Here is a 19,624-nt window from a genome sequence, read left to right as displayed (position 1 = left end):
CTGCGGCAATGTTTGCGGCGGAGCGGCGACGACTCATCAGCGAGCTCGTGCGGTCCAGCGGCGCAGTGTCGCTGCGCGACCTCGCGCAGCTCACGGGCACCTCCGAGGTGACCGTGCGGCGCGACCTGCGCCACCTCGAGGCCGAGGGGCTGCTCTCCCGCCGGCACGGCGGCGCGGTCGCCCCCGAGTCGCTGCAGGAGCCGACCCACTCCGAGAAGGCGCACGTCGCCGCCGCCGAGAAGGCGGCGATCGCAGCGGCGGCCGCCGAGCTCGTCGAGGACGGCGACGCGATCGTCCTCGGTGCCGGCACCACCACCCAGGCGCTCGCCCGCCGGCTGACCCGCAAGCGCGACCTGACCGTCGTCACCAACAGCCTGCTCGTGGCCCAGGCGCTCGCCCGCGCGCCCGGCGTCGACGTCGTCATGACCGGCGGCTCGCTGCGGGGGTCGATCTACGCCCTGGTCGGCGGCGACGCCGAGCACGCCCTGTCGGGACTGCGCGTCTCGACCGCCTTCATGTCGGGCAACGGGCTCACCGCCGAGCGCGGGCTCTCCACGCCGAGCATGCTCGTGGCCGGAGTCGACAGAGCCATCGCCGCCGCGGCCCGCCGGGTCGTCGTGCTGGCCGACCACACCAAGGTGGGCATCGACACGATGGTGCAGACCGTGGCCACCAGTCGCATCGACCTGCTCGTCACCGACACGCTCGCCCCCGAGGACGAGGTGGCCGCGCTGCGCGAGGACGACGTGGAGGTCACCGTCGTCGGCCCGCAGGGCGCCGCCGCGATCGACGACGTCGACGCCTGAGGCCTGCCCGACCGGCTCGTCGGTAGGCTGCGCGAGCCACCCGCCCCACCCACGCGCAGGAGTCCGTCGATGAGCCCCAGCGGCGAGCAGGTCCGCCTCGAGTCCTCCGGCTACACCGCTGACGTCGTCACGGTGGGCGGTGCCCTGCGCACCCTCGAGTCGGCCGGGCGCCCGCTCGTGCGCAGCTGGTCGGCCGAGGAGATGATGCCCGTCTTCAGCGGCGCCGTGCTCGCGCCGTGGCCCAACCGCATCGGCGACGGCGCCTACTCCTTCGGCGGCCAGGAGCTGCAGGCCCCGATCAACGAGGTCGAGCGCGGCAACGCGCTCCACGGCTTGGTCGGCTGGGCGGAGTGGGAGGTCGCCGAGCGCAGCGCCGACCGCGTGAGGCTGTCCTACCGCCTGCGCCCGAACCCCGCCTACCCGTGGCAGCTGGCGCTGAGCGTCACCTACGCGCTGAGCGCCGAGGGACTCGCCTGGACGCTGACCGCGCGCAACGAGAGCGACTCGGCCGCACCGTACGGCGGGTCCGTGCACCCCTACTTCGTCGCTGCGGCGACCGGGCACGTCGACGACTGGCGGCTCGAGCTGCCGGCCGCGTCCTACCTGGTCGTCGACGACGAGCGGCTGCTGCCGGTCGAGGTCGTCCCGGTCGCCGGCACGCCGTTCGACTTCACCCAGGGCCGCGTCATCGGTGACACGTTCGTCGACCACGCCTTCACCGAGCTGGCCGCCGGAGACGACGGCCTCGTGCAGGCCCGCCTGCTCAGCGCCGACGGCACCGGCGTCGAGGTCTCGTGGGACGCGGCCTCGCCGTGGGTCCAGGTGCACACCGCCGACCGCCCCGAGGAGCGGCTCAACCGCACCGGGCTGGCCATCGAGCCGATGACCTGCCCGCCCGACGCCTTCCGCACCGGGATCGACCTGGTCGTGCTCGAGCCGGGCGCCGAGCACTCGGTGAGCTGGCACGTGCGCGCCGTCTGAGGCACACCCGGCAGGGACCCCCGTCCGGGTCAACCGTGGGCGGCGGCACTCAGGACCGGGCTCCCTCCGCCGACATCTGAGCCATGCGCAGCAGACGACGTCTCCGGGACACCCCCGGGTCGAGCGCGCCCGCGCCCGCCGCGACGGGCGCGCCGGCGCGCTCGCTCCAGGGCGAGCTGCGCTCGAGCGCGCGCCTGCTGGCCGTGGTGCTCGCGGTGCTGCTGTCGAGCGTCGCGGCGTCCACCGCGTACCTCCTGCTGCACGTCGGCCCGGCGCTGACCAGCGCCACCGAGACGCTGCGGGAGCTGCGCTGCGTGCAGACCTCGATGCTCGACCAGGAGACGGGGCTGCGCGCCTACGTGTCCACCGGCGACCTCGCGTTCCTGCAGCCGGCGGACGCCGGTGTCATCGCCTTCCAGCGCTGCGAGCCGGCGCTGCTGAAGGTGGCCGGGGACGACCGCCAGCAGTTCGAGCGCCTCGTCGGGATGCTCGTCGCGGCGCGCACCTGGCAGCAGCAGTGGGCGCAGGAGGCGCGGGCCACGCCGCCCGGCTCGACGCGCGACGACACGACCTCGTTCTTCCTGGTGGGCAAGGGCTTCTTCGACACCTACCGCACGCAGCAGGACCGCGCGCTCGTACGCGCCGGCGAGCGCCGCGACGACATGGTCGCTCGCCAGCGCCACACCTTCGAGTTCACCGGCCTGCTCGACGTCTCGCTCGTCCTCGGCGTGCTCGTCGTCGACCTGCGCCGCCGCCGGCGCCTGCAGCGGGTGGTCGACGCACCGGTCCGCCAGCTGCTCGACACCATGCGCCGCATCGACCGCGGCGAGCTGGGCGTGCAGAACCCAACCTGCGACATCGAGGAGTTCTGGGAGCTGGGCACCGGTCTGTTCGGGCTGTCGCGGCGCCTCGAGCGCGAGCAGGCGCAGGGCCTGCTGCGCGAGGAGGCCGCCACCCGGCTGGCCGCGCGGCTGCAGGTCGTGGTCAACGTCGCGCGCAACGCAGCCGGCTCGCCGAGCCCCACCGCGGTGGCTGAGATGGTCGCCGCCGCAGCCGTCGAGCTCGGCCGCCTGCAGGCGGTCGTGTGGCTCGAGAGCGAGGACGCCGGCTTCGTGCCCGTGCGCTCCACCCCCGCCACCGGCCCCGCCGACCCGCCGTCACCGGCCGTCCTGCGCGCCGCGGTCGAGGCACGGTCTGTACGCGTCGGCGACCGAGCCTGCTTCCCGCTGGTCGTCGCCGGCCGCGTCGTCGGGGTGCTCGACGTCGTCGACGAGGCGTGGGACGACGAGGACACCGCCCAGGTCGACTCGGTGCTCGAGGCGCTCGCCCGCTTCGCCGCCGTGGCGCTCGAGTCGGCGCGCCTGCACGCCCAGACGCTGGAGCAGGCGCGCAGCGACTCGCTCACCGGGCTGCGCAACCGGCGCAGCCTCGACACCGATCTGCCTGTCGAGTGGTCGCGCGCCCGCCGCTACGACCGGCCGTTCAGCATCGCGCTGCTCGACCTCGACCACTTCAAGCGGGTCAACGACACCGCCGGCCACGCGGTCGGCGACGCCTGGCTGCGGCTGGTGGGCGGGGTCGTGCTCGGCCGGCTGCGCACCTCCGACAGCGCCTACCGCTACGGCGGCGAGGAGCTGGTCGTGCTGCTGCCCGAGACCGACGCCGACGCGGCCTTCATCGTCGCGGACCGGCTGCGCGAGGCTGTCGAGGCCTGCCAGGGGCCCTCGACCTACCCCTCGATGACCGTCTCGATCGGCGTCGCGACCGCGACCTTCGGCATGGCCGACTCGTCCGAGCTGCTGGCCGCCGCCGACGCCGCGCTCTACGCGGCGAAGGCCGGCGGGCGCAACACCGTCGTCGTCGCCTCGCCCGCCGTCCTCGCGCGCTGAGCGGTTCCTCGTCGGTGCCGGCCACGTAGGCTGTGGCCCCACCCCGCCGCTGGCGCGGGAGACAGGGGTGGATGCCGTGGTGTCGATCGCGGACCTCTCGCGCCTGAGCGGCGTGTCGGTGGCGACCGTCAGTCGGGCGCTCAACGGCTACCCCGACGTGAGCGCGGCGACCCGCGCGCGCATCGAGCAGCTCGCCCGCGAGACCGGCTACACCCCCAGCGAGGCCGCCCGCACGCTCGTGCGCGGCAAGAGCTCGCTGGTCGGCGTCGTGTGGAGCCGCACCTACGACGACGAGGCGCCGCACGCCTTCCTCCACGAGGTGCTCGACGCGATGCGCGACGAGCTGGCGCGCCAGGGCTACGACCTGCTGCTGCTCTCGCCGCCCTCCTGCGACAGCGGTGACCGGCCCGACACGCTCGTGCGCCGGGCCCGCCAGCTGCGGCTGGCCGGCGTGATGGTCATGGGTGTCGAGCCGGACGACCCGGCAGTGGTGGCGCTCGCCGAGAGCGACGTGCCCACGGTCGTGCTGGACCTCGACCTCAGCGGCCCGTCGACCCGCCGCGTCACCTCCGACAACGCCGGCGGCGGCGCGCTGGCCGCCCGCCACCTCGTCGAGATCGGGCGAACCCGGCTGGCCGTCATCACGGGTGAGATCGCGCTGCCGATGGCGCGCGAGCGGCTCGAGGGGTTCCTCGCCGAGGCCGAGCGCGCCGGGCTCGAGGTGCCGGCGGAACGCGTACGCAGCGTCGGCTTCCAACTCGGACCCGGCAAGGCGGCGATGCACGAGCTGCTCGCCCTGCCGGAGCCGCCCGACGGCGTCTTCGCCGCGGGAGACATGGCAGCCATCGGCGTGCTGCTCGCCGCCGCCGAGGAAGGCGTCGACGTGCCGGGGCAGGTCGCAGTGGTCGGCTACGACGACGTCCGGCAGGCGGCCTACGTCAGTCCACCGCTGACCACCGTGCGCCAGGACGTCACGGCGATCGGTACGGCTGCGGCTGCCGAGGTGCTGGCGCTCTCCGCCTCGCCTGTCGAGTCGACCGAGCCGCTGGTGCTGCCCGTGCGGCTGGTCGTGCGCGGGTCGACCGTTAGCGCCTGAACTCTCGACTTAGTCGGACTTAGTCCATAGAGTGACACCATGACACGGACGGTCAACGTGCACGAGGCCAAGACCCACCTGTCGCGACTGCTCGAAGCAGTAGAACAGGGTGAGGACGTGGTGATCGCTCGTGCCGGCAAACCCGTGGCGCGGCTCGTCCCGGCCCGTGTCCGGGGAGCGCGTCAGCCTGGGTCGTGGAAGGGACGGGTTGTCATCGCCGACGACTTCGACGAGACACCGGAGCACCTCGTGGCTTCGTTCCACGATGAGGTCGAGCCGCACGCGCTGTGAACCTCCTTCTCGACACTCATGTCTTGTTGTGGTGGCTGAGCGACGACGTCCGCCTGCCCGAGCGGATGCGGACCGCCATCAGCGACGGCGATTCCGAAGTATTCGTCTCGGCCGCCTCTGCCTGGGAGATCGCGATCAAGGCGTCGCTGGGCAAGCTGACGGTGCCGGACGGTCTGCGCGAGCAGGTGCAGGTGCAGGGTTTCACCGAGTTGCCTGTCAGCGTCGAGGACGGGCTGGACGCTGGTGCGCTCCCGCGCCACCACGACGACCCTTTCGACCGGATGCTCATCGCGCAGGCCGTCCGTCGAGGACTGCAACTGCTCTCGGTCGATCGACGGTTCGCCGACTACGACGTGCGGCTCCTCTAGCGGCTCCCGCAGTAAGGACGCGCGTCGGGTCAACGGGGCACGATCGGAGAATCAAGGACGGGTAGCCGGGGCACGTGCGCCCTCCGCCCAGATTCGGAACTCGTACAGGACCTCACTCAGATCGAGCGCGCCGCATTCTGCGTCGAAGACATGCTTGGAGAGCCAGGTGTGGAATGAGTCATGCTCAGTGCGCTCGACCCGCCGGGCATGGGCGTCCTTGTCCTCCAGCGATGTCCCTCGGATCTTGATGCGGACTCTCCACCCGGGGTCCTCGATGCTGGTGACCTCGACGTTCGGCGCCCCCGATCGTTGCCAAGCGGCCCGCGCGGACGTTGCACGACTGGGCTGGTTGACGATCGGAGGTCACCGGCAGCACGGCCCGCTTCTGACTAGGCCGCGCGGTGTCGCGCGGACAGCAGGAAGTCAGCCATGAGGTGTTGCGCGGCCTCGACCATGTCTCCGCCGTTCGCGGTGAGGCAGCCGGCGGCGTGGGCGGCTCGCAGTAGAGGAGTCGGTCCGTGTCCGCTGACGACGTCGCCGACGAACATCCTGGAGGTGAGGCGAGCGAGGTCGACGGGGAGCGGATCACCGGCGTCCATGCCGAGCGGGGTGGCGTTGCAGACGAGATCGCATCCTGTTGGATCGGGTGGTCCGGCAGTCGCCCGCCCGTCAGTTCGGCTGGAGACGAGGTTCACGAGCGCGGCGGCGCGCTCGTCGTCGGTGTCGTGGACGACGAGTTCACGGACCCCGGCGTCCAGGAGGGCGAGGGCGATCGCGCTACCCGCGGCGCCGGCTCCGAGCAGAAGGGCCCTTGCCTTGTCCGGGTGGGCCCCGTGGTCGATCTGCGCCTTCACGAACGCGAGGCCGTCGAGCATGTCGCCGTCCAAACTGCCATCGGCGTTGCGCCGCAGGATGGACACGACCCCGAGCTTCTGAGCTCGCTGCGAGCTCGTGGAGCAGTAGGCGAACGCAGCGGCCTTGTGCGGCATCGTGACCAAGACGCCGTCGACGTTCCGTGTCGCGGCCAAGCCGGCCATGACGGCGTCGAAGTCCGCGCTAGCGACGTTCAAGGGAACGCAGAGCCCGTCATAGCCTCGCTCGAGGAGGGTGCGGCTGAGGCGTGCCGGGGACTCGACGTGCTCGATGGGGTCGCCGACGATCGGGAACAGCCTCGTCGCTCCGCTCGGACTCGTCATGCCAACTCAGCCCCTTCGGCGTCGCACCTCCTGTCCAGCCTGCCACCCACCGAGACGGACGTCGCTGACGCGCACTATCGCGGCTCGTGCGAACGGTTGCGTCAGAGGTTCGGATGCCGAGTAGCGTCAGCCCGTGACCGACGACCACGAGCAGACGATCACGCTCTGGCAGCCGCCAGCTAGGCTCGTTCTGACTCTGCTGCTCGTGCTGGTCGTTGCGGCCGTGCTCGCGCTCGTCGCTCTGCGCAAGCGCCGCCGCTCCCGCTGACAGCGGCATTACACGATGTTCGTCGTTGCGACCGCCCGATGCATGTTCATGCAGTGCTGCGGTCGGAGGTCACCACTGGCGCGAGCCAGCCGAGGGTGTCCGTAAGGTGATCGTTGACCGGGACGAAACCGCTTGACCATGGCGCCCGCGCGTGCTCGGGCTGTCACTTTGACGGACCGCATCCAACGGTCGCACATGCCGCCGAGGGCGTGGACTAGCGACCGCGCCCTCTGGCGCTGCCACTCAGCTCAAGCCCCAGGCTTCCCGCCTGTGCGTGCCTCTCCTCCATTCCGACGTCGCTCCAGCCGACGTTCCCACCGCTCCCGGTGACGCCGACATCGAATCCACCCGATCGGGACTACCTTCCGGTAGCGCTCAAACTCAGTAACAAACCTAAGGTCAGTAGCATTAATCAAAAGCAACAAAGCCCGCATGATTCCGCAAAGGTCTCGTGTCGACCATCGACGGCCTACCGGCGGAACGCGGCTCGGGTTGCGGCTGCGGTAGAGCGGAAGTACTCGGGTGGTCGGATGAACCACCACTCGTCGAATGGGGAGCCGTTGAGGATCGCGCGTCGGTAGCCGAAGCAGGTGAGGTAGAGCGTTCGGATGTACATGAGTGCTTCGAGGCGGTCGAGTTCGTCGTCGGTCGGCTCGATGTGCCGGCGGTAGGCGCCCACGGCAGCGTCGATGCGTTCCTGGTCCGGCCGCCTCGGGTTCCATGAGCCGGTTCCCCAGATCAGGTAAGCGAAGTCGGCAAGGCGTGGTCCACGACCCGAGGCCTTCCAGTTGATCGCGACCGGCGTTCGCTCGCTCAGGATGGCGTGATCGGGGGCGTGGAGCAGGTTTCCGTGCAGCAGGCCCTCGGGAAGACCCTCGCCGTCATCGGCCGAGCGCACCTTGTCCCTGAGCCGCTCGAACCGTTCGCGGTCAGCGTCTGGCACTTTGGTATCCACGGCGTCGAGGAACGCGAGCGCGGCGAGCAGGTCCTGACGCGGTGCGCCCTCACGGCTTGGGTCCTCTCCGCTCGCTCCGCCCGGTCGCTTTATGGACTCGTCTTGAGGCAGGGCATGCAGTCGTCCGAGCAGGTCACCCATCATCGCGAACTTCTCCGTGCTGTCGGGAAGCTGGCCCCCTTGGACGAACCGGGTCACAAGGACTGGGCTGCCCTCGAAGTCGGATACGGCGTCGTCGACCGCGAGGCGCTCCGCGGGATAGTCCTGTCGCTCCAGGAACCGCAGAATCGCCGCGTCGCCCTCGACGCCTGCCCTGGGGCGAGCTGGCGGAAAGGCTCGTGCGACCCACGACTCGCCGTCCCTGCGGTCGATGCGAAAGACATAGGTCTTGTGCACGCTCAACTTCGTCGCCGCGATCGGGTCGATGTCGTGGCGAGCCCGCAGATGGGCGAGCAGCCGCTCTCCAGCGGGCTCGTGATGCATCCGCGCGCCGAGACCCGTCAGATCGGTCAGCGCTTCGGTGTAGCGCTGTCCCGTGTCCTGCGCGTGGTGGCGAACGACCTTCTTGAAACTGCCGTCCTTCGTCATGGGAAAGCCTCCTCTTGACACCCTCGTCCCCCAGCGACGCAGTGTGCAGAGATGGCCTGTGACGTTCGACGACCGTGAGGGCAACTTCCCCTTCGCCATTGGAACCCCGGCTGGGGCGGACGTTCCATAGCTCGGCGTCCGGTCGACGCCGTCCAGCGCAGTCTATCAAACCTCTCGTCAAGATCATCGCTAGCGCCGCTTTCGTGGATCTTGTTAGTCACGGGCCGTGAACGCGCGGTCTGGCTCCTGGCCGTCCTCGAGCTGCGTCCCGTAACGGGAACCAGCTACGGGACACCGGCGAGATCGCCGACCAGACGCTCAGGCCACTGTCCCGCAAGACCCGCCCGGTGAAAAGTGCCCGCTTGGGTACGTCTTGCGGGACACGAAGGCGACCTCGGATGCCGCCGCTGAAGCCCCTCTTGGTCGACCGGATCAGATGGTTTCCCCTGCATAGTCGTCGATTTACTGGATGATCTTGCGTGCCCACCGGCGCGCGCACATCGGTGCGGGTTCAGGCGGTTAGTGCAACACCTCGGCGAGTGCTTGTGATGGTGTCTTGAATCCAAGGGTCTGTCGAGGGCGCTCGTTCAGCTCGCGCGCGATGACGTCGAGGTCGTCCTGGCTGAGCGTGCGGAAGTTGAGGGTCCGAGGCAGGTACTGGCGGAGCAGGCCGTTGGTGTTCTCATTGCTGCCTCGCTGCCACGGCGATTTTGGGTCGCAGAAATAGACAATCATTCCAGGTCTCGGCGGAGAAGCGTTGATGCTGCGCCATCTCGTGCCCGAGGTCCCAGGTCAACGACTTGGCCAGGTGCTGCGGCAGCGTGGTGATGGCGGCCGCGAGGGCGTCGGCGACGGCGTCGGCCTGGTGGTCGCCGCGCGGCAGTGCCACAAGCATCAGGTAGCGGGTCGAGCGCTCGACCAGGGTCGCGACCGGGCTCATCGCCCGGCCGAACACCAGGTCGCCCTCCCAGTGCCCGGGCACCGCGCGATCCGCCGCTTCGGCGGGACGTTGAGAGATGTGCAGCGTGTTCGGCCGCCCACCCCTGCCGTCGGGGAGCCGGACCCCTTTCGGGCGGCGCAGCACCCGACCGGTGCGCAGGTAGCGGGTGAGCTCTTTGCGCAGGGCGCCCCGGGACTGCACATACAGGCTGAGGTAGATGCTTTCGTGTGAGACCTGCATGGTCGGGTCTCCCGGGTACTCGAGCCGCAGCCAGCCGGCGATCTGCGCAGGTGACCACCGGTGCTCCAGTCTGTCCTGCACGATCCGCCGCAGCTCGGTGTTGGCCGCGAGCTTGCAGCGTTTCGGTCGCGCTGCCCGGGCCCAGGCGTCCTGGTCTGCGCGAGCGGCTCGGTAGCGGCCTCGACCGCCGTGACGGGCGACTTCACGGCTGACCGTCGAGGGCGCCCGCCCCAGCTCACTAGCGATTCGGCGCAGCGATTTCCCGGCGGCCAGCCCGCGGGAAATCTCCTCCCTTTCCTGGAGCCCTAAATGGTCACGGGCACGCTGGCGCGGCTCCGGACGCACTCCGCCACAACGAATGAGGTAAGCCCGCACCGTGCCCGGGCACAGTCCGAGCGAGCGGGCCGCGGGCTTGGCCGCCACCCCCGATCGCAGACGCACCCACAGCGCGTCGATCGTCTCCGGTGTCAGCTTCTCGTAGTCACCATGCGGCACGACACCCTCCGTCCCTGGCGGATCCAACGAGTGTTGCGCTGACCCCCTGAGACCGCCGGCATGTCCGTTAAATCGCCCTGCGATGTCCCGTCGCACTACGGAGACGGCATGTGCGGGATGAGCGCGCGGTCCCGTGAGCAAGCTGCTGGCTCAGCCGTAGCGAGGGTCACTTCCAGCAGCCGCGACGCACTGACAGTTGAGCGAGCGAGGAGGTCCCCTCACGCCTGCGACACCGCGACCGGTCGGCGGGGCAGGGGCACGCGCGGTAGAAGCGCCTGTTCATCGGCTTCCTCCGCGATGCTCGCCCGGTCGAGCACCTCGACCGAGCGAGGCGTCCGCGGAGCGAGAGCGTCCAGGTCGGCCAGCAGAGCGGTGCGCCGGCGTGCCGGTGCGAGCACCTGCAGGACGGAGACGACCGCATCGCCGGAGCTCCCCGCGTACGCAAGAACCGGCCACCCGCGCTCGCGCAGCAGACCCTCGAGGGCTGCGTCTCTCGTGACGACGCTGACGCGTACGGGTTCCTGCGCGAACCGCGCAGCGACGAGGACTCCGAGGAGCACGCCTCCTCCGACGCCCGCGGCGTACGCGGCGGTCGTCAGCGTCTCGCCGACATTGGTGACCACCTGGGCGATCGCGGTGACCTGCAGGACGGCGCCGAGGATCGCCAGCAGCACGGGGAGGCCGGTCCGTCCGCGCCCGGTGAGCAGGACGCGCCACTGCCACAGACCCACCTCCGTGAGCACGAGTGCGAGGACCAGGAGGGGGCGGAGCGTGGCGCTCATGGGGAGGCTCTGCGGGTGGACGGTCCGCGCAGCCGGTGGAGCTCCGCCGCGCGCCGGAGCTCCCCCAGCCGCTGCTCGACGAGCACGAGGGTGATGGAGGGGTCGCTGAGCATGAGAGCTGTCAGACCCCTTCCTGCACCTGGAAGATCGCGTCCGCGACCAGGCCGTGCGCGGCCCGGTGGACTGCTGTGGCGCTCTCGGCGTCGGGCGCCTCGACGAGGCAGAACACCTTGCCCTGGGCCTCGTCGACCCAGTAGCGCTGGTAGTCGACGCCGTGCTCGTGCTGGATCGCGAGGTCCGCGCTGTGCGCCTGGCGCACGGCGTCCATGCTGACGGCGTCCAGCTGGTGCATGTCCATGAAGAGTGCCATGACTGACGGGTCCTTCCCGTTCGGTGGAAGTGCCGGCGAGCGCCGACGGGATCAGGTCTAGTCGCGGAGCGAGGGGCTGCGGATCGGGGGCGGCTGCCCACGTTCGGGCCGCTGTGCCCCCACGCGAGGCACCCCAGGAGGGGATCTCGCGCGCTGGTGGCCGTAGATGGGGAGCCGTCACCCATGCCGAGTCCGGACTGGAGCCGGACGATCGCACCATGAGCACGACCCTCGTCCGGCAGCGCGATCCCTTCCGGGAGCGAGCCCTCGCCCCCTACGCTGAGCGCGTGGACCTCGTCGAGCGAGACCACGAGACCGCCCTGTTGCGGGCGGTCGTCGACGGCGCGCGCTCCGGCACGGGAGGCGGCGTCGCACTGGCCGGCGAAGCCGGCACGGGGAAGTCGGCGCTGCTCGCCGCAGCCTGCGTGCGCACCGGCGGCGTACGCGTACTGCGCGGCGGCTGCGACCCGCTGAGCACGCCGCGGCCGCTGGGGCCGTTCCGCGACATCGCCGCGCAGGTGCCGTCGGCGCCGCTGCAGCACCAGCCGGACGTGCCCCTGCCGTCGGTGTGCGAGGAGCTCTACGACTGGCTGCGGTCCGAGCCCACGGTGCTCGTCGTCGAGGACCTGCACTGGGTGGACGCGGCGACCGCCGAGGTCCTGCGCTTCCTCGTGCGCCGCATCGGCTCCATGCCGCTCGCTCTGCTGGTCAGCTACCGCGACCTGGAGGTCGGACAGTCGCACCCGGCACGACCGCTGCTCGGCGACCTCGCGCTCAACGAGGACGTGCGGACGCTCCCGCTGGGGCCGCTGACCGTGGCCGGCGTACGCACGCTGCTGTCGGGAACGGCGCTGGACCCTGAGCGGGTCCACCGGATCACGGGCGGCAACCCCTACTTCGTCACGGAGATCGCCAAGGACCCGGACCGCCCGCTGCCGGGCTCCGTCCGGGACGCCGTGCTGGCGCGCACGGCGGAGATTTCGGCCGAGGACTTCGAGGTCCTGCAGCTCGTCGCGACCGCACCCGACGGGCTCGGGGACCGCGCGCTGGCCGCGCTCGGCGTGGGCCTGCCGACCCTGCGCCGGCTCGGCGTCACCGGGCTGCTCACCCACTCCCGCGACGGGATCGCCCTGCGCCACGAGCTCGCGCGCCAGGCCGTCGAGAGCACGATCCCGCCGGGAGGCGCTCACCGCCTGCACCGGCGGCTGCTCGACGCGCTGGAGCGCCTCGACCCCCGCGACCCGGCAGTGCTCACGCACCACGCGGTGTCCGCCCGCGACGCCGGACGCGCGGCGCGGTACGCGCGAGAGGCGGCCGAGCAGGCCGCCCGGGCCGGCTCGCACAGCGAGGCGGCGGCCTTCCTCGAGATCGCGCTGGAGCACCTCGCTGACGCACCGCCACAGGAGCGGGCCGAGCTGCTGCAGCTGCTCGGCTTCGAGCAGTACATGACGAGCCGGCTCGAGGACGCGGTCGCGAACGTACGCGCCACCTTCGCGCTGTGGCGCATCGCCGCCGACCTGCCGGGCCTCTCGGCGGCGCACGAGCGGTGCGCGGTCTACCGCTACTACCAGGGTCGACGCAAGGAGGCCGAGGCCCACGCCGAGCAGGCGGCGCAGTTCGCGGTGGACGCGGGGTCGGGCCCCGCGCTCGGGGCGGCCCGCGCGACCCGTGCCTACCTGGCCCACATGCGCAGCGAGCTCGACCTCACCGTGCTCCACGGGCAGGAGGCGGCGACGCTCGGCCAGGAGCACGCCCTGCCGGGCCTGGTCCTCCGCGGCCAGCTGCTCGGCTGCTACGTGCGGCTCGGCAAGGGCGACGAGCGGGCCCGGGAGGAGATCCTCGAGCACATCGAGACGGCCCGCAGCAGCGGCTGGGACGAGCTGGCCTCCACCGGCTACTCGCAGGTCCTCAACCTCGACGTCGAGCAGCGCCGCCTGCGCGCGGCCGAGCACGTGCTCGAGGAGAGCCTGCCCTTCGCGCGCGCCCGCGACATCCCGATCTGCCAGCACTGGCAGACCGCGCTCCGCTCACGGCTCCGGCTCGCGGAGGGTCGCTGGAAGGCGGCGGTGGAGGACGCGCACGCGGTCCTCGAGGAGGACGGGATGCCGTTGGCCTGGCTGTGGCCGCACCTCGTCGTCGCGCTCGTGGCGCTCCGCTCGGGCGAGGCGGGCGATGCGCACACCCACCTGGACGAAGCGTGGGCGCTGGCCGGACGGATCGACGAGCCGCTGCGTACGCTCCACGTCCTCAGCGCCCTCGCCGAGGCGCAGTGGCTGACCGGAGAGGCGGACCCGAGGGTCACCGAGCTCGCGCCGCAGGTCCTCCAGCGCTTCGGCGCGACACCCGGCACCTCGTGGGCGGTGGGGGAGCTGCGCGCGTGGCTGCACCGGCTGGACCTGCTCGTCGAGAGCCCGCTCGACGTCGCTCCGCCCTACGCGCTGGCCGGGGACAACCGGGCGCGCGACGCCGCGGTGGCGTGGCAGCGGATCGGCGAGCCCTTCTCCGCCGCGATGGTGCTCTCGGACTCCGCGGACGTTCAGGACCGGCTGCGCGCCATCGAGGAGCTGGACGCCCTCGGCGCCTACGCCAACGCCGACCGGCTGCGGGTGGACCTGCGCCGCGACAGCGACCTCCACGTCCCCGCCCGGGCGCGCGCCAGCACCCGCGCGAACCCGGGCGGGCTCACCAACCGCCAGCTCGACGTGGCTCGCCTGGTCGCCCGGGGACTCACGAACTCCGAGATCGCCACCCGGCTCTTCATCTCGCCGAAGACCGCAGATCACCATGTGTCTGCGGTCCTCACCAAGCTCGGGCTGGCGAGCCGGCGCTCCGTGGTCGTCCGTGCCGACGAGCTCGGGCTCGCCTAGGCGCGGTGTATCACCGCGCTGCCCACCGCCCTCTTGTCCCGTAGGAGACCGCCACTGGTCCACGGGAGGCCGGCATGTCGAAGTCCACGACCGCGGTGTGCGGCCTGCCCGAACCGCGGGTGGAACACGCCTGCGCAACGACGACCCAGCTGGTCCACGGCGCAGCAGCGGGGGACGCGGCGGCCTGGGACGCGCTCGTGCTCCGCTACACGAACCTGCTGTGGTCGGTCGCCCGCAGCCACCGGCTGACCGAGGCCGACGCGAGCGACGTCGTGCAGACGAGCTGGCTGCGCCTGCTCGAGAACCTCGGCCGCATCGAGGACCCCGAACGGCTGCCCGGCTGGCTGGTCACCACGACGCGGCGCGAGTGCCTGCGGGTGCTGAGCCGCGCCGGACGCGAGCTGCCCACGCCGGTCGAGGACACCTCGCTCGAGCTGCCCGACCCTGCCCCGCCGCCCGACCTCGGGCTGCTGACCGACGAGCGCGACGCCGAGCTGTGGCGCTGCTTCGCCCGGCTCTCGGAGCGCTGCCAGCGCCTGCTGCGGGTGCTGCTCGCAGCCGAGCCCGTGGCGTACGCCGAGGTCTCGCAGGCCATGGGCATGCCCGTCGGCTCGATCGGCCCGACACGCATGCGCTGCCTCGACCGGCTGCGGGCGCTGACCCGCGCCGGCGGCTACTCCTTCGAGCCCGCCACCGGAGGTGGTCTGTCATGAGCGAGACCCTGGGCGCGGCCGACCGTGCACTGCTCGGCGAGCTGGGACGGGTGGCCGCGGTCGCCGATCCCGTCCCGCCGGCGCTGATCGAGGCCTGCCGGGCGTTGTTCGCGCTGCGCGACCTCGACGCCGAGCTGGCGCAGCTGGTCGAGGACGCCGACCTCGCCGGCGCGGGAGTGCGCGGAGCGTCCACGAGCACGCGCCTGGTCGGATACCAGGCCGACGGTCTCGCCGTCGAGCTGCAGGTGTCGTACGTCGGTGGCCGGGTCAGCCTGCTCGGCCAGCTGGTGCCCGGGACCGGTGGGGAGCGCGTACGCGTCGACACCCCCGACGGCCTGGGCGGGGAGCGCGAGGTCGACGAGCTCGGCTGCTTCCGCGTCGACGGCCTGCTCCCCGGCCTGGTCCGCGTGCGCGTCGAGCGCCCCGGCGCCGACCCGGTGTCGACGTCGTGGATGCACCTGTGAGCCGCGTCAGGTGACCGGCGTGCCCGGCAGCAGCCGGAGCACGCGGCCGACGTCGGGCACCCTCGGCGACTGGGCGAACAGCCACGCGAGCGCCTCGTGCGTCGTGCACCCGACCTCGGACGCCCGCCGCGCGACGGCGGCGGCGACCTGCGGGGCGGCGAACGACGTACCGCTCCACAGCGCCCAGGGGTCCGGCGCGTCCCACGTCTCCGGTGAGAAGTCCGCCAGCGTCGACTCGTGGCCGGGCACGTAGGTCGAGAGGATCCCCTCGCCGACCACCGCGCAGTCGACCCAGAAGCCGCGGTTGGTCCAGCTCGTCGGCTGCAGGTCGGCGTCGAGGGCGGCGACCGCGACCACGTCGCGCGAGGCAGCGGGGAAGCACGGGCGTGTGGAGCCCGAGTTGCCGGCCGCGGCGACGACCATGCAGTCGCGGTGCACCTCGTGCGCGATCTCGAGCGCCACCTCGATGGCCAGCAGCGGCTGGTCGTCGAGCGTCTCCGCCCCGAGCGAGAGGTTGATGACGAGCGGGGCGTCGGGGTCAGCCGTACGCACCGCCTCCACGATCTTGACAGCGACGTCGACCTCGTCACCGATGCCGTCGCTGCGGATCGCGCGCAGTACGAGCAGGTTCGCCATCGGCGCCACCTGCTGCACGACGCCCGCGGCGAACGTGCCGTGACCGGCGCCGACGTCGAGGAGCCCGTCGAGCGGGATCTCGTCGAGCGGGTCGGCGTTGCTGGCGTCCGGCGCACGGAGCCCGGTGACCCAGCCGTCGTCGCGCTCGTCGCGGACCACGCCGGTGTCGACGACCGCGACCGTCACGTGACCCCACGGCTGCTGCTCGAGCAGGGCGAGGGGGAAGCCGAGGGTCGCCTTGGTCTGCTCTGGTCCGCCCTCGCCCTTGAGCAGTGGACCTAGTGGTGTGACGTGGTTGACGGAGGCTTCGTAGCCGCGCTCGCGCACGAACCGGGCCAGCGCCTGCAGACGGCGCGCCGGCAGCGACGACCGCAGCCGCACCAAGCGGCTGTCCAGCTCGACGACGTCCTCGGCGGTGCCGTAGTCCTGCAGCAGCGCCCAGAGCGTCCCGTCCGCCTTGACGTCGGAGCGGAGCAGCAGCTCCCCGCGGATCACCGGCACCACCGCCCGGCGGGCGTCGCGCACCAGGTCGACCTGCGGCAGCTCGGGAAACTTCGCGCGCTGGGCGACGATGCGCCGGGTGACCCGGTCGCGCCAGGCGTCCTGGTCCTCGCCCGGGTCGAGCCCGCCGGCCTGTCGGCGCACCGCCTCGGAGTCGGCCTTCAGCGTCTCGAGGTCGCGGTGCTCACGGAGCTCGTCGGACCACGGCGTACCCGCGTCGCGGCGCCCCTCCTGCCGCGAGCGGCCGAGGCCGTCGTCGTCCTGCTGTGCCATGCACTCTCCCTTCGCGGACGTCCCGCGAGGCCCCGGCAGTAGCCTCGGCGACGTTCGGTGCGCCGAGACCCGGAGGGTGGTCGCAGGTGGAGCGGGTGCAGCGAGCGGCGCGGGGTGGTGATGATCATCCCGCGCCCGCCATCCTTCTCCGCGCTGAGCAGATGCACAAGCACGCCGGGTCGGACCCGGTGGGCGCCCTGCCGCACGCGTTGCAGCTGCTCGCAGAGGCCCGGCAGGCCGGTGACCCGGCAGCCCTGACAGCCGCGTTGCGAGCTGCGGCCTGGGCGCACCGCGGCACGTCGGCGCACCGCACGGCGCTGCGGCTGCTCGACGAGGCGGTGCGTACGTCTGCCGCCCCTGACCTCGCCGACCACCTCGCCGACGCGCTCGTCAGCCGCGCCGCCGTGCTCTCCGAGCTCGGCCGCACGGACGCCGCCCAGCGGGACCTGTCGCGCGCCCGCAGCCTGGTCGCCCGGTCGCGGCGGCCCGCGCTCGCGCTCCAGCAGGCGACGCTGCTCGCCAACCTCGGGCGGGCCGAGGAGGCGCTGCGGCTGCTGCGCCTGGTGGAGCAGGACGCCGCGTCGAGCCTCGACGAGCGGGTGAAGGCCGCCAACAACGTCGCGGTGCTCGAGTCGCAGCTCGGCCGGCACGCTGCTGCGCTGCGCCACGTCGCGGCTGCGTCGGCCGAGGCGCCCGCCGCAGGACCGGCCACCGAGGCGGGTGTCACCTCGACCGCGGCGTGGGTGCACGTGCAGGCGGGTCGCCCGGTCGCGGGGATCGCGCTGTTCGAGCGGGCCGGCACGCTCTACGCCGCCGCTGGGCTGCCACTCGGCGAGCACTACACGGAGTACGCCGACGCCCTCGCCGACCTGCGGCTGCTCCCGGAGGCGCTCTCGGCCGCCGAACGAGCCGTCACAGAGCTGGCGCAGACACCGCTCATGCGCGCCGAGGCCCAGCTGCGGGTGGCTCGGCTGCTGCTGCTCACCGGCGACGGTCTCCAGGCGGCGACGGTCGCGCGGAAGTCCGCCCGGGCGTTCCGGCGTCAAGGCCGCACGCCCTGGGCCGTGCGCGCGAGCGCCCTCGCGCTCGAGGCACAGGCCGACTCGCTGACCGCTGCCCAGCTGGCGGCACTGCGCCGGCAGGCAGCGGCGCTGCGCGAGCACGGCCTGCTCGCGGAAGCGGTCGAGGCCTATCTCGTCGCCGGTCGGGTCTCGGGCCGCGCTGCCGACCTCGCCGAGGCTGGTCGGCTGGCATCGCGCGGACCGGTCCTGCTCAGGCTCAAGGGGCGCGTCGCCGGCGCGCTGGCCGCCGGGTCGCCCGAGCAGGTGCTGCGGCACGCCCGCGCAGGTCTCGCCGACCTCGCGCGCCACCGCGACGCTCTGCCCTCGATGGAGCTGCGCGCGCACGCGTCCGGGCACGGCGTCGAGCTCGGCGAGCTGGCCATGCAGGCGGTGCTGCCGTCGCAGCGCCCGGCGGCCGCGCTGGCGTGGATGGAGCGGACCCGGGCGGCGGCACTGCGTACGTCGTCAGCAGCCGTCCTCTCGGTCGCGGACCTCCGCGCAGCCCTGGCCGGCGCCACCCTCGTCGAGTACGCGGTGGTGCGCGGCACGCTGCACGCCGTCGTGGTGGAGCCGACGCGTACGCGGCTGGTCGCCCTCGGCCCCGCCGACGACGCGGTCCGCGGCGGCGACGCGCTGCTGTTCGCCCTTCGCCGGCTGGCGCGCGCAGGCGCACCGGCCGCGTCGCAGGACGCGGCGCGTACGTCGACGACCTCCTTGCTCGCGCGGCTCTCCGCGCGACTGCTGGAGCCGCTGGGTCTCGACCGGTCGGCGCCGCTGGTCGTCGTGCCGGCGGGCCCGCTTCAGCACATCCCGTGGACGCCGCTGCACGACGGGCCGGTCACGGTGGCGCCCTCGGCGACCGTGTGGGCATCGACCGTCGGCGCGGTCGCACCACCGCGTACGGTCGCGCTGGTCGCCGGTCCCGAGCTGCCCGGCGCGGTGGCGGAGGTCTCGGCGCTCGCCGAGCAGCACCCGGGCGCGACCTGCCTGCAGCCGCCGCACAGCACCCCGGCCGCGACGCTCGAGGCGGTCGAGCGCTCCGACCTCGCGCACCTCGCGTGCCACGGCCGCATCCGCGTCGACAACCCGCTGTTCTCGTCGCTGGTGCTGACCGACGGCGCGCTGACGGTGCAGGAGCTGGGGAGCCGCACGCGTACGCCGCCGCAGGTCGTCCTCGCGGCGTGCGACTCAGCGGTGCAGACGACCTACGCGGGCGAGGAGTCGCTCGGTTTCGTCAGCGCGCTGCTCGACCGCGGCACGCGAGGACTGCTCGCGAGCACCGTGCTGCTGCCCGACCTCGACGTGGTGCCGCTGATGCGGCGGCTGCACGCCGAGCTCGTACGCGGCACGCCCGTCGCCAGCGCGCTGCACACCGCGCGCAGCGGGCTGGACCTCGGCTCGCCCGGTGAGCTCGTCGCCTCGTGCGCGTTCCAGGCCTACGGCGCGGGGTGAGGCGTCGCTGGCTCCTGTCCCAGAACAGGCGCGGCTACGCACCTGTTGCGGGACAGGTCGCGTCAGGGCACCGGAAGGGTGGCGGTCGTCCGGTCGGTCGCACCCTCCCGCAGCAGCACGCCGAAGTCCTCGAGCGCTTCGGCGGTGCGCCACGGCATGTCGAGGCCCAGCAGGTCCGTGTCGAAGGTGATCGACTCGTGCTCCAGGATGGCGCGTTCAGGCATGCTCGTGACGGTGCCACGGGACCTGACCCGCGATCACCCCAACGGTCCGACATCACTCCTTCTGGCACCATGGCTCCACCAGGAGGGCTGTCCGAGTGGCCTATGGATGCGGTCTTGAAAACCGTTGTGGCGGCGACGTCACCGGGGGTTCGAATCCCTCGCCCTCCG

General features: G+C 72.5%; 18 protein-coding genes, 1 tRNA gene and 1 pseudogene. 12 read left to right on the top strand and 8 right to left on the bottom strand.

Features of this window, described 5'->3' with window-relative positions:
- The first annotated feature begins 8 nt into the window (after positions 1-8).
- The 6 genes from CLV35_RS03250 to CLV35_RS03225 all read left to right on the top strand — a co-directional run bounded on the left by CLV35_RS03250 (position 9) and on the right by CLV35_RS03225 (position 5,431).
- Positions 9-806, top strand: a complete 798-nt coding sequence (locus CLV35_RS03250; protein ID WP_121191958.1) for a DeoR/GlpR family DNA-binding transcription regulator — start codon at positions 9-11, stop codon at positions 804-806.
- 69 nt (positions 807-875) lie between these two features.
- On the top strand, positions 876-1,787 hold the full coding sequence (locus tag CLV35_RS03245) for an aldose 1-epimerase family protein (RefSeq protein WP_121191957.1): 912 nt from the start codon (positions 876-878) through the stop codon (positions 1,785-1,787).
- A gap of 83 nt (positions 1,788-1,870) precedes the next feature.
- Positions 1,871-3,676 (top strand): sensor domain-containing diguanylate cyclase, encoded by a 1,806-nt coding sequence (locus tag CLV35_RS03240; RefSeq protein WP_121191956.1) that lies wholly within the window; start codon positions 1,871-1,873, stop codon positions 3,674-3,676.
- A 76-nt stretch (positions 3,677-3,752) separates the two neighbouring features.
- A complete protein-coding gene (locus CLV35_RS03235) occupies positions 3,753-4,772 on the top strand; it encodes a LacI family DNA-binding transcriptional regulator (RefSeq protein ID WP_183061642.1) in 1,020 nt (339 codons plus the stop codon).
- 39 nt (positions 4,773-4,811) lie between these two features.
- The gene (locus tag CLV35_RS03230; protein ID WP_121191954.1) at positions 4,812-5,063 is read left to right on the top strand and encodes a type II toxin-antitoxin system Phd/YefM family antitoxin; all 252 of its coding nucleotides are present in this window, start codon (positions 4,812-4,814) and stop codon (positions 5,061-5,063) included.
- Complete coding sequence (locus tag CLV35_RS03225) at positions 5,060-5,431, top strand: type II toxin-antitoxin system VapC family toxin (RefSeq protein WP_121191953.1); 372 nt, start codon at positions 5,060-5,062, stop codon at positions 5,429-5,431. The genes CLV35_RS03230 and CLV35_RS03225 overlap by 4 nt, the downstream gene beginning before the upstream one ends.
- Before the next feature lie 51 nt (positions 5,432-5,482).
- Here CLV35_RS03225 and CLV35_RS20950 read toward each other — a convergent pair whose 3' ends face one another.
- Positions 5,483-5,788 carry an Imm53 family immunity protein gene (locus CLV35_RS20950; RefSeq protein WP_121192338.1) on the bottom strand — a complete coding sequence of 102 codons (306 nt, stop codon included), beginning with the start codon at positions 5,786-5,788 and terminating at the stop codon, positions 5,483-5,485.
- A gap of 32 nt (positions 5,789-5,820) precedes the next feature.
- The gene (locus CLV35_RS03215) at positions 5,821-6,627 is read right to left on the bottom strand and encodes a shikimate dehydrogenase family protein (protein ID WP_121191952.1); all 807 of its coding nucleotides are present in this window, start codon (positions 6,625-6,627) and stop codon (positions 5,821-5,823) included.
- Positions 6,628-6,760: 133 nt separating this feature from the next.
- Between CLV35_RS03215 and CLV35_RS20730 the strand changes: the two genes are divergently transcribed.
- Positions 6,761-6,895, top strand: a complete 135-nt coding sequence (locus CLV35_RS20730; RefSeq protein ID WP_269203876.1) for a hypothetical protein — start codon at positions 6,761-6,763, stop codon at positions 6,893-6,895.
- A 469-nt stretch (positions 6,896-7,364) separates the two neighbouring features.
- Here CLV35_RS20730 and CLV35_RS03210 read toward each other — a convergent pair whose 3' ends face one another.
- From CLV35_RS03210 to CLV35_RS03195, 4 genes and pseudogenes are all read right to left on the bottom strand, one after another.
- On the bottom strand, positions 7,365-8,438 hold the full coding sequence (locus CLV35_RS03210) for a phosphotransferase enzyme family protein (protein ID WP_183061640.1): 1,074 nt from the start codon (positions 8,436-8,438) through the stop codon (positions 7,365-7,367).
- A 519-nt stretch (positions 8,439-8,957) separates the two neighbouring features.
- Positions 8,958-10,113, bottom strand: a pseudogene (locus tag CLV35_RS03205) (IS30 family transposase).
- 218 nt (positions 10,114-10,331) lie between these two features.
- Positions 10,332-10,895 (bottom strand): DUF5698 domain-containing protein, encoded by a 564-nt coding sequence (locus tag CLV35_RS03200; RefSeq protein WP_121191950.1) that lies wholly within the window; start codon positions 10,893-10,895, stop codon positions 10,332-10,334.
- 121 nt (positions 10,896-11,016) lie between these two features.
- Positions 11,017-11,265 carry a DUF4242 domain-containing protein gene (locus tag CLV35_RS03195; protein WP_121191949.1) on the bottom strand — a complete coding sequence of 83 codons (249 nt, stop codon included), beginning with the start codon at positions 11,263-11,265 and terminating at the stop codon, positions 11,017-11,019.
- 287 nt (positions 11,266-11,552) lie between these two features.
- Between CLV35_RS03195 and CLV35_RS03190 the strand changes: the two genes are divergently transcribed.
- The 3 genes from CLV35_RS03190 to CLV35_RS03180 all read left to right on the top strand — a co-directional run bounded on the left by CLV35_RS03190 (position 11,553) and on the right by CLV35_RS03180 (position 15,309).
- A complete protein-coding gene (locus CLV35_RS03190; protein WP_231121431.1) occupies positions 11,553-14,132 on the top strand; it encodes an ATP-binding protein in 2,580 nt (859 codons plus the stop codon).
- Between the two features lie 74 nt (positions 14,133-14,206).
- A complete protein-coding gene (locus CLV35_RS03185; protein ID WP_121191947.1) occupies positions 14,207-14,845 on the top strand; it encodes an RNA polymerase sigma factor in 639 nt (212 codons plus the stop codon).
- On the top strand, positions 14,842-15,309 hold the full coding sequence (locus CLV35_RS03180; protein ID WP_121191946.1) for a hypothetical protein: 468 nt from the start codon (positions 14,842-14,844) through the stop codon (positions 15,307-15,309). The genes CLV35_RS03185 and CLV35_RS03180 overlap by 4 nt, the downstream gene beginning before the upstream one ends.
- Positions 15,310-15,315: 6 nt before the next feature.
- On the opposite strand, the gene CLV35_RS03175 is transcribed toward CLV35_RS03180, so the two are convergent.
- Positions 15,316-16,719: a S8 family peptidase gene (locus CLV35_RS03175; protein ID WP_121191945.1), complete on the bottom strand. Its 1,404-nt coding sequence runs from the start codon at positions 16,717-16,719 to the stop codon at positions 15,316-15,318.
- A gap of 161 nt (positions 16,720-16,880) precedes the next feature.
- On the opposite strand from CLV35_RS03175, the gene CLV35_RS03170 reads away from it, so the two are divergent.
- Positions 16,881-19,232, top strand: coding sequence for a CHAT domain-containing protein (locus CLV35_RS03170; protein WP_121191944.1), 2,352 nt, complete (start codon positions 16,881-16,883; stop codon positions 19,230-19,232).
- A gap of 62 nt (positions 19,233-19,294) precedes the next feature.
- Here the strand turns inward: CLV35_RS03170 and CLV35_RS19875 are convergent, their stop codons facing one another.
- Positions 19,295-19,456, bottom strand: coding sequence for a hypothetical protein (locus tag CLV35_RS19875; RefSeq protein ID WP_183061639.1), 162 nt, complete (start codon positions 19,454-19,456; stop codon positions 19,295-19,297).
- An 81-nt stretch (positions 19,457-19,537) separates the two neighbouring features.
- On the opposite strand from CLV35_RS19875, the gene CLV35_RS19870 reads away from it, so the two are divergent.
- Positions 19,538-19,624: transfer RNA gene (locus tag CLV35_RS19870), tRNA-Ser, on the top strand.

This window comes from Motilibacter peucedani (genome assembly GCF_003634695.1).
Lineage (GTDB): Bacteria > Actinomycetota > Actinomycetes > Motilibacterales > Motilibacteraceae > Motilibacter > Motilibacter peucedani.
The sequence above is the reverse complement of the archived record's forward strand: the minus strand, read 5'-3'. Positions and strand labels throughout refer to the sequence as shown.

What these genes read in the sequence shown, in the direction of transcription:
- CLV35_RS03170 (WP_121191944.1), top strand. Translation starts at nt 16,881, where the DNA reads ATGCACAAGCACGCCGGGTCGGACCCGGTGGGCGCCCTGCCGCACGCG.
- CLV35_RS03240 (WP_121191956.1), top strand. Translation starts at nt 1,871, where the DNA reads ATGCGCAGCAGACGACGTCTCCGGGACACCCCCGGGTCGAGCGCGCCC.
- CLV35_RS03180 (WP_121191946.1), top strand. Translation starts at nt 14,842, where the DNA reads ATGAGCGAGACCCTGGGCGCGGCCGACCGTGCACTGCTCGGCGAGCTG.
- CLV35_RS03185 (WP_121191947.1), top strand. Translation starts at nt 14,207, where the DNA reads ATGTCGAAGTCCACGACCGCGGTGTGCGGCCTGCCCGAACCGCGGGTG.
- CLV35_RS03215 (WP_121191952.1), bottom strand. Translation starts at nt 6,627, where the DNA reads ATGACGAGTCCGAGCGGAGCGACGAGGCTGTTCCCGATCGTCGGCGAC.
- CLV35_RS03200 (WP_121191950.1), bottom strand. Translation starts at nt 10,895, where the DNA reads ATGAGCGCCACGCTCCGCCCCCTCCTGGTCCTCGCACTCGTGCTCACG.
- CLV35_RS03250 (WP_121191958.1), top strand. Translation starts at nt 9, where the DNA reads ATGTTTGCGGCGGAGCGGCGACGACTCATCAGCGAGCTCGTGCGGTCC.
- CLV35_RS19875 (WP_183061639.1), bottom strand. Translation starts at nt 19,456, where the DNA reads ATGCCTGAACGCGCCATCCTGGAGCACGAGTCGATCACCTTCGACACG.
- CLV35_RS03245 (WP_121191957.1), top strand. Translation starts at nt 876, where the DNA reads ATGAGCCCCAGCGGCGAGCAGGTCCGCCTCGAGTCCTCCGGCTACACC.
- CLV35_RS03175 (WP_121191945.1), bottom strand. Translation starts at nt 16,719, where the DNA reads ATGGCACAGCAGGACGACGACGGCCTCGGCCGCTCGCGGCAGGAGGGG.
- CLV35_RS03230 (WP_121191954.1), top strand. Translation starts at nt 4,812, where the DNA reads ATGACACGGACGGTCAACGTGCACGAGGCCAAGACCCACCTGTCGCGA.
- CLV35_RS03195 (WP_121191949.1), bottom strand. Translation starts at nt 11,265, where the DNA reads ATGGCACTCTTCATGGACATGCACCAGCTGGACGCCGTCAGCATGGAC.
- CLV35_RS03210 (WP_183061640.1), bottom strand. Translation starts at nt 8,438, where the DNA reads ATGACGAAGGACGGCAGTTTCAAGAAGGTCGTTCGCCACCACGCGCAG.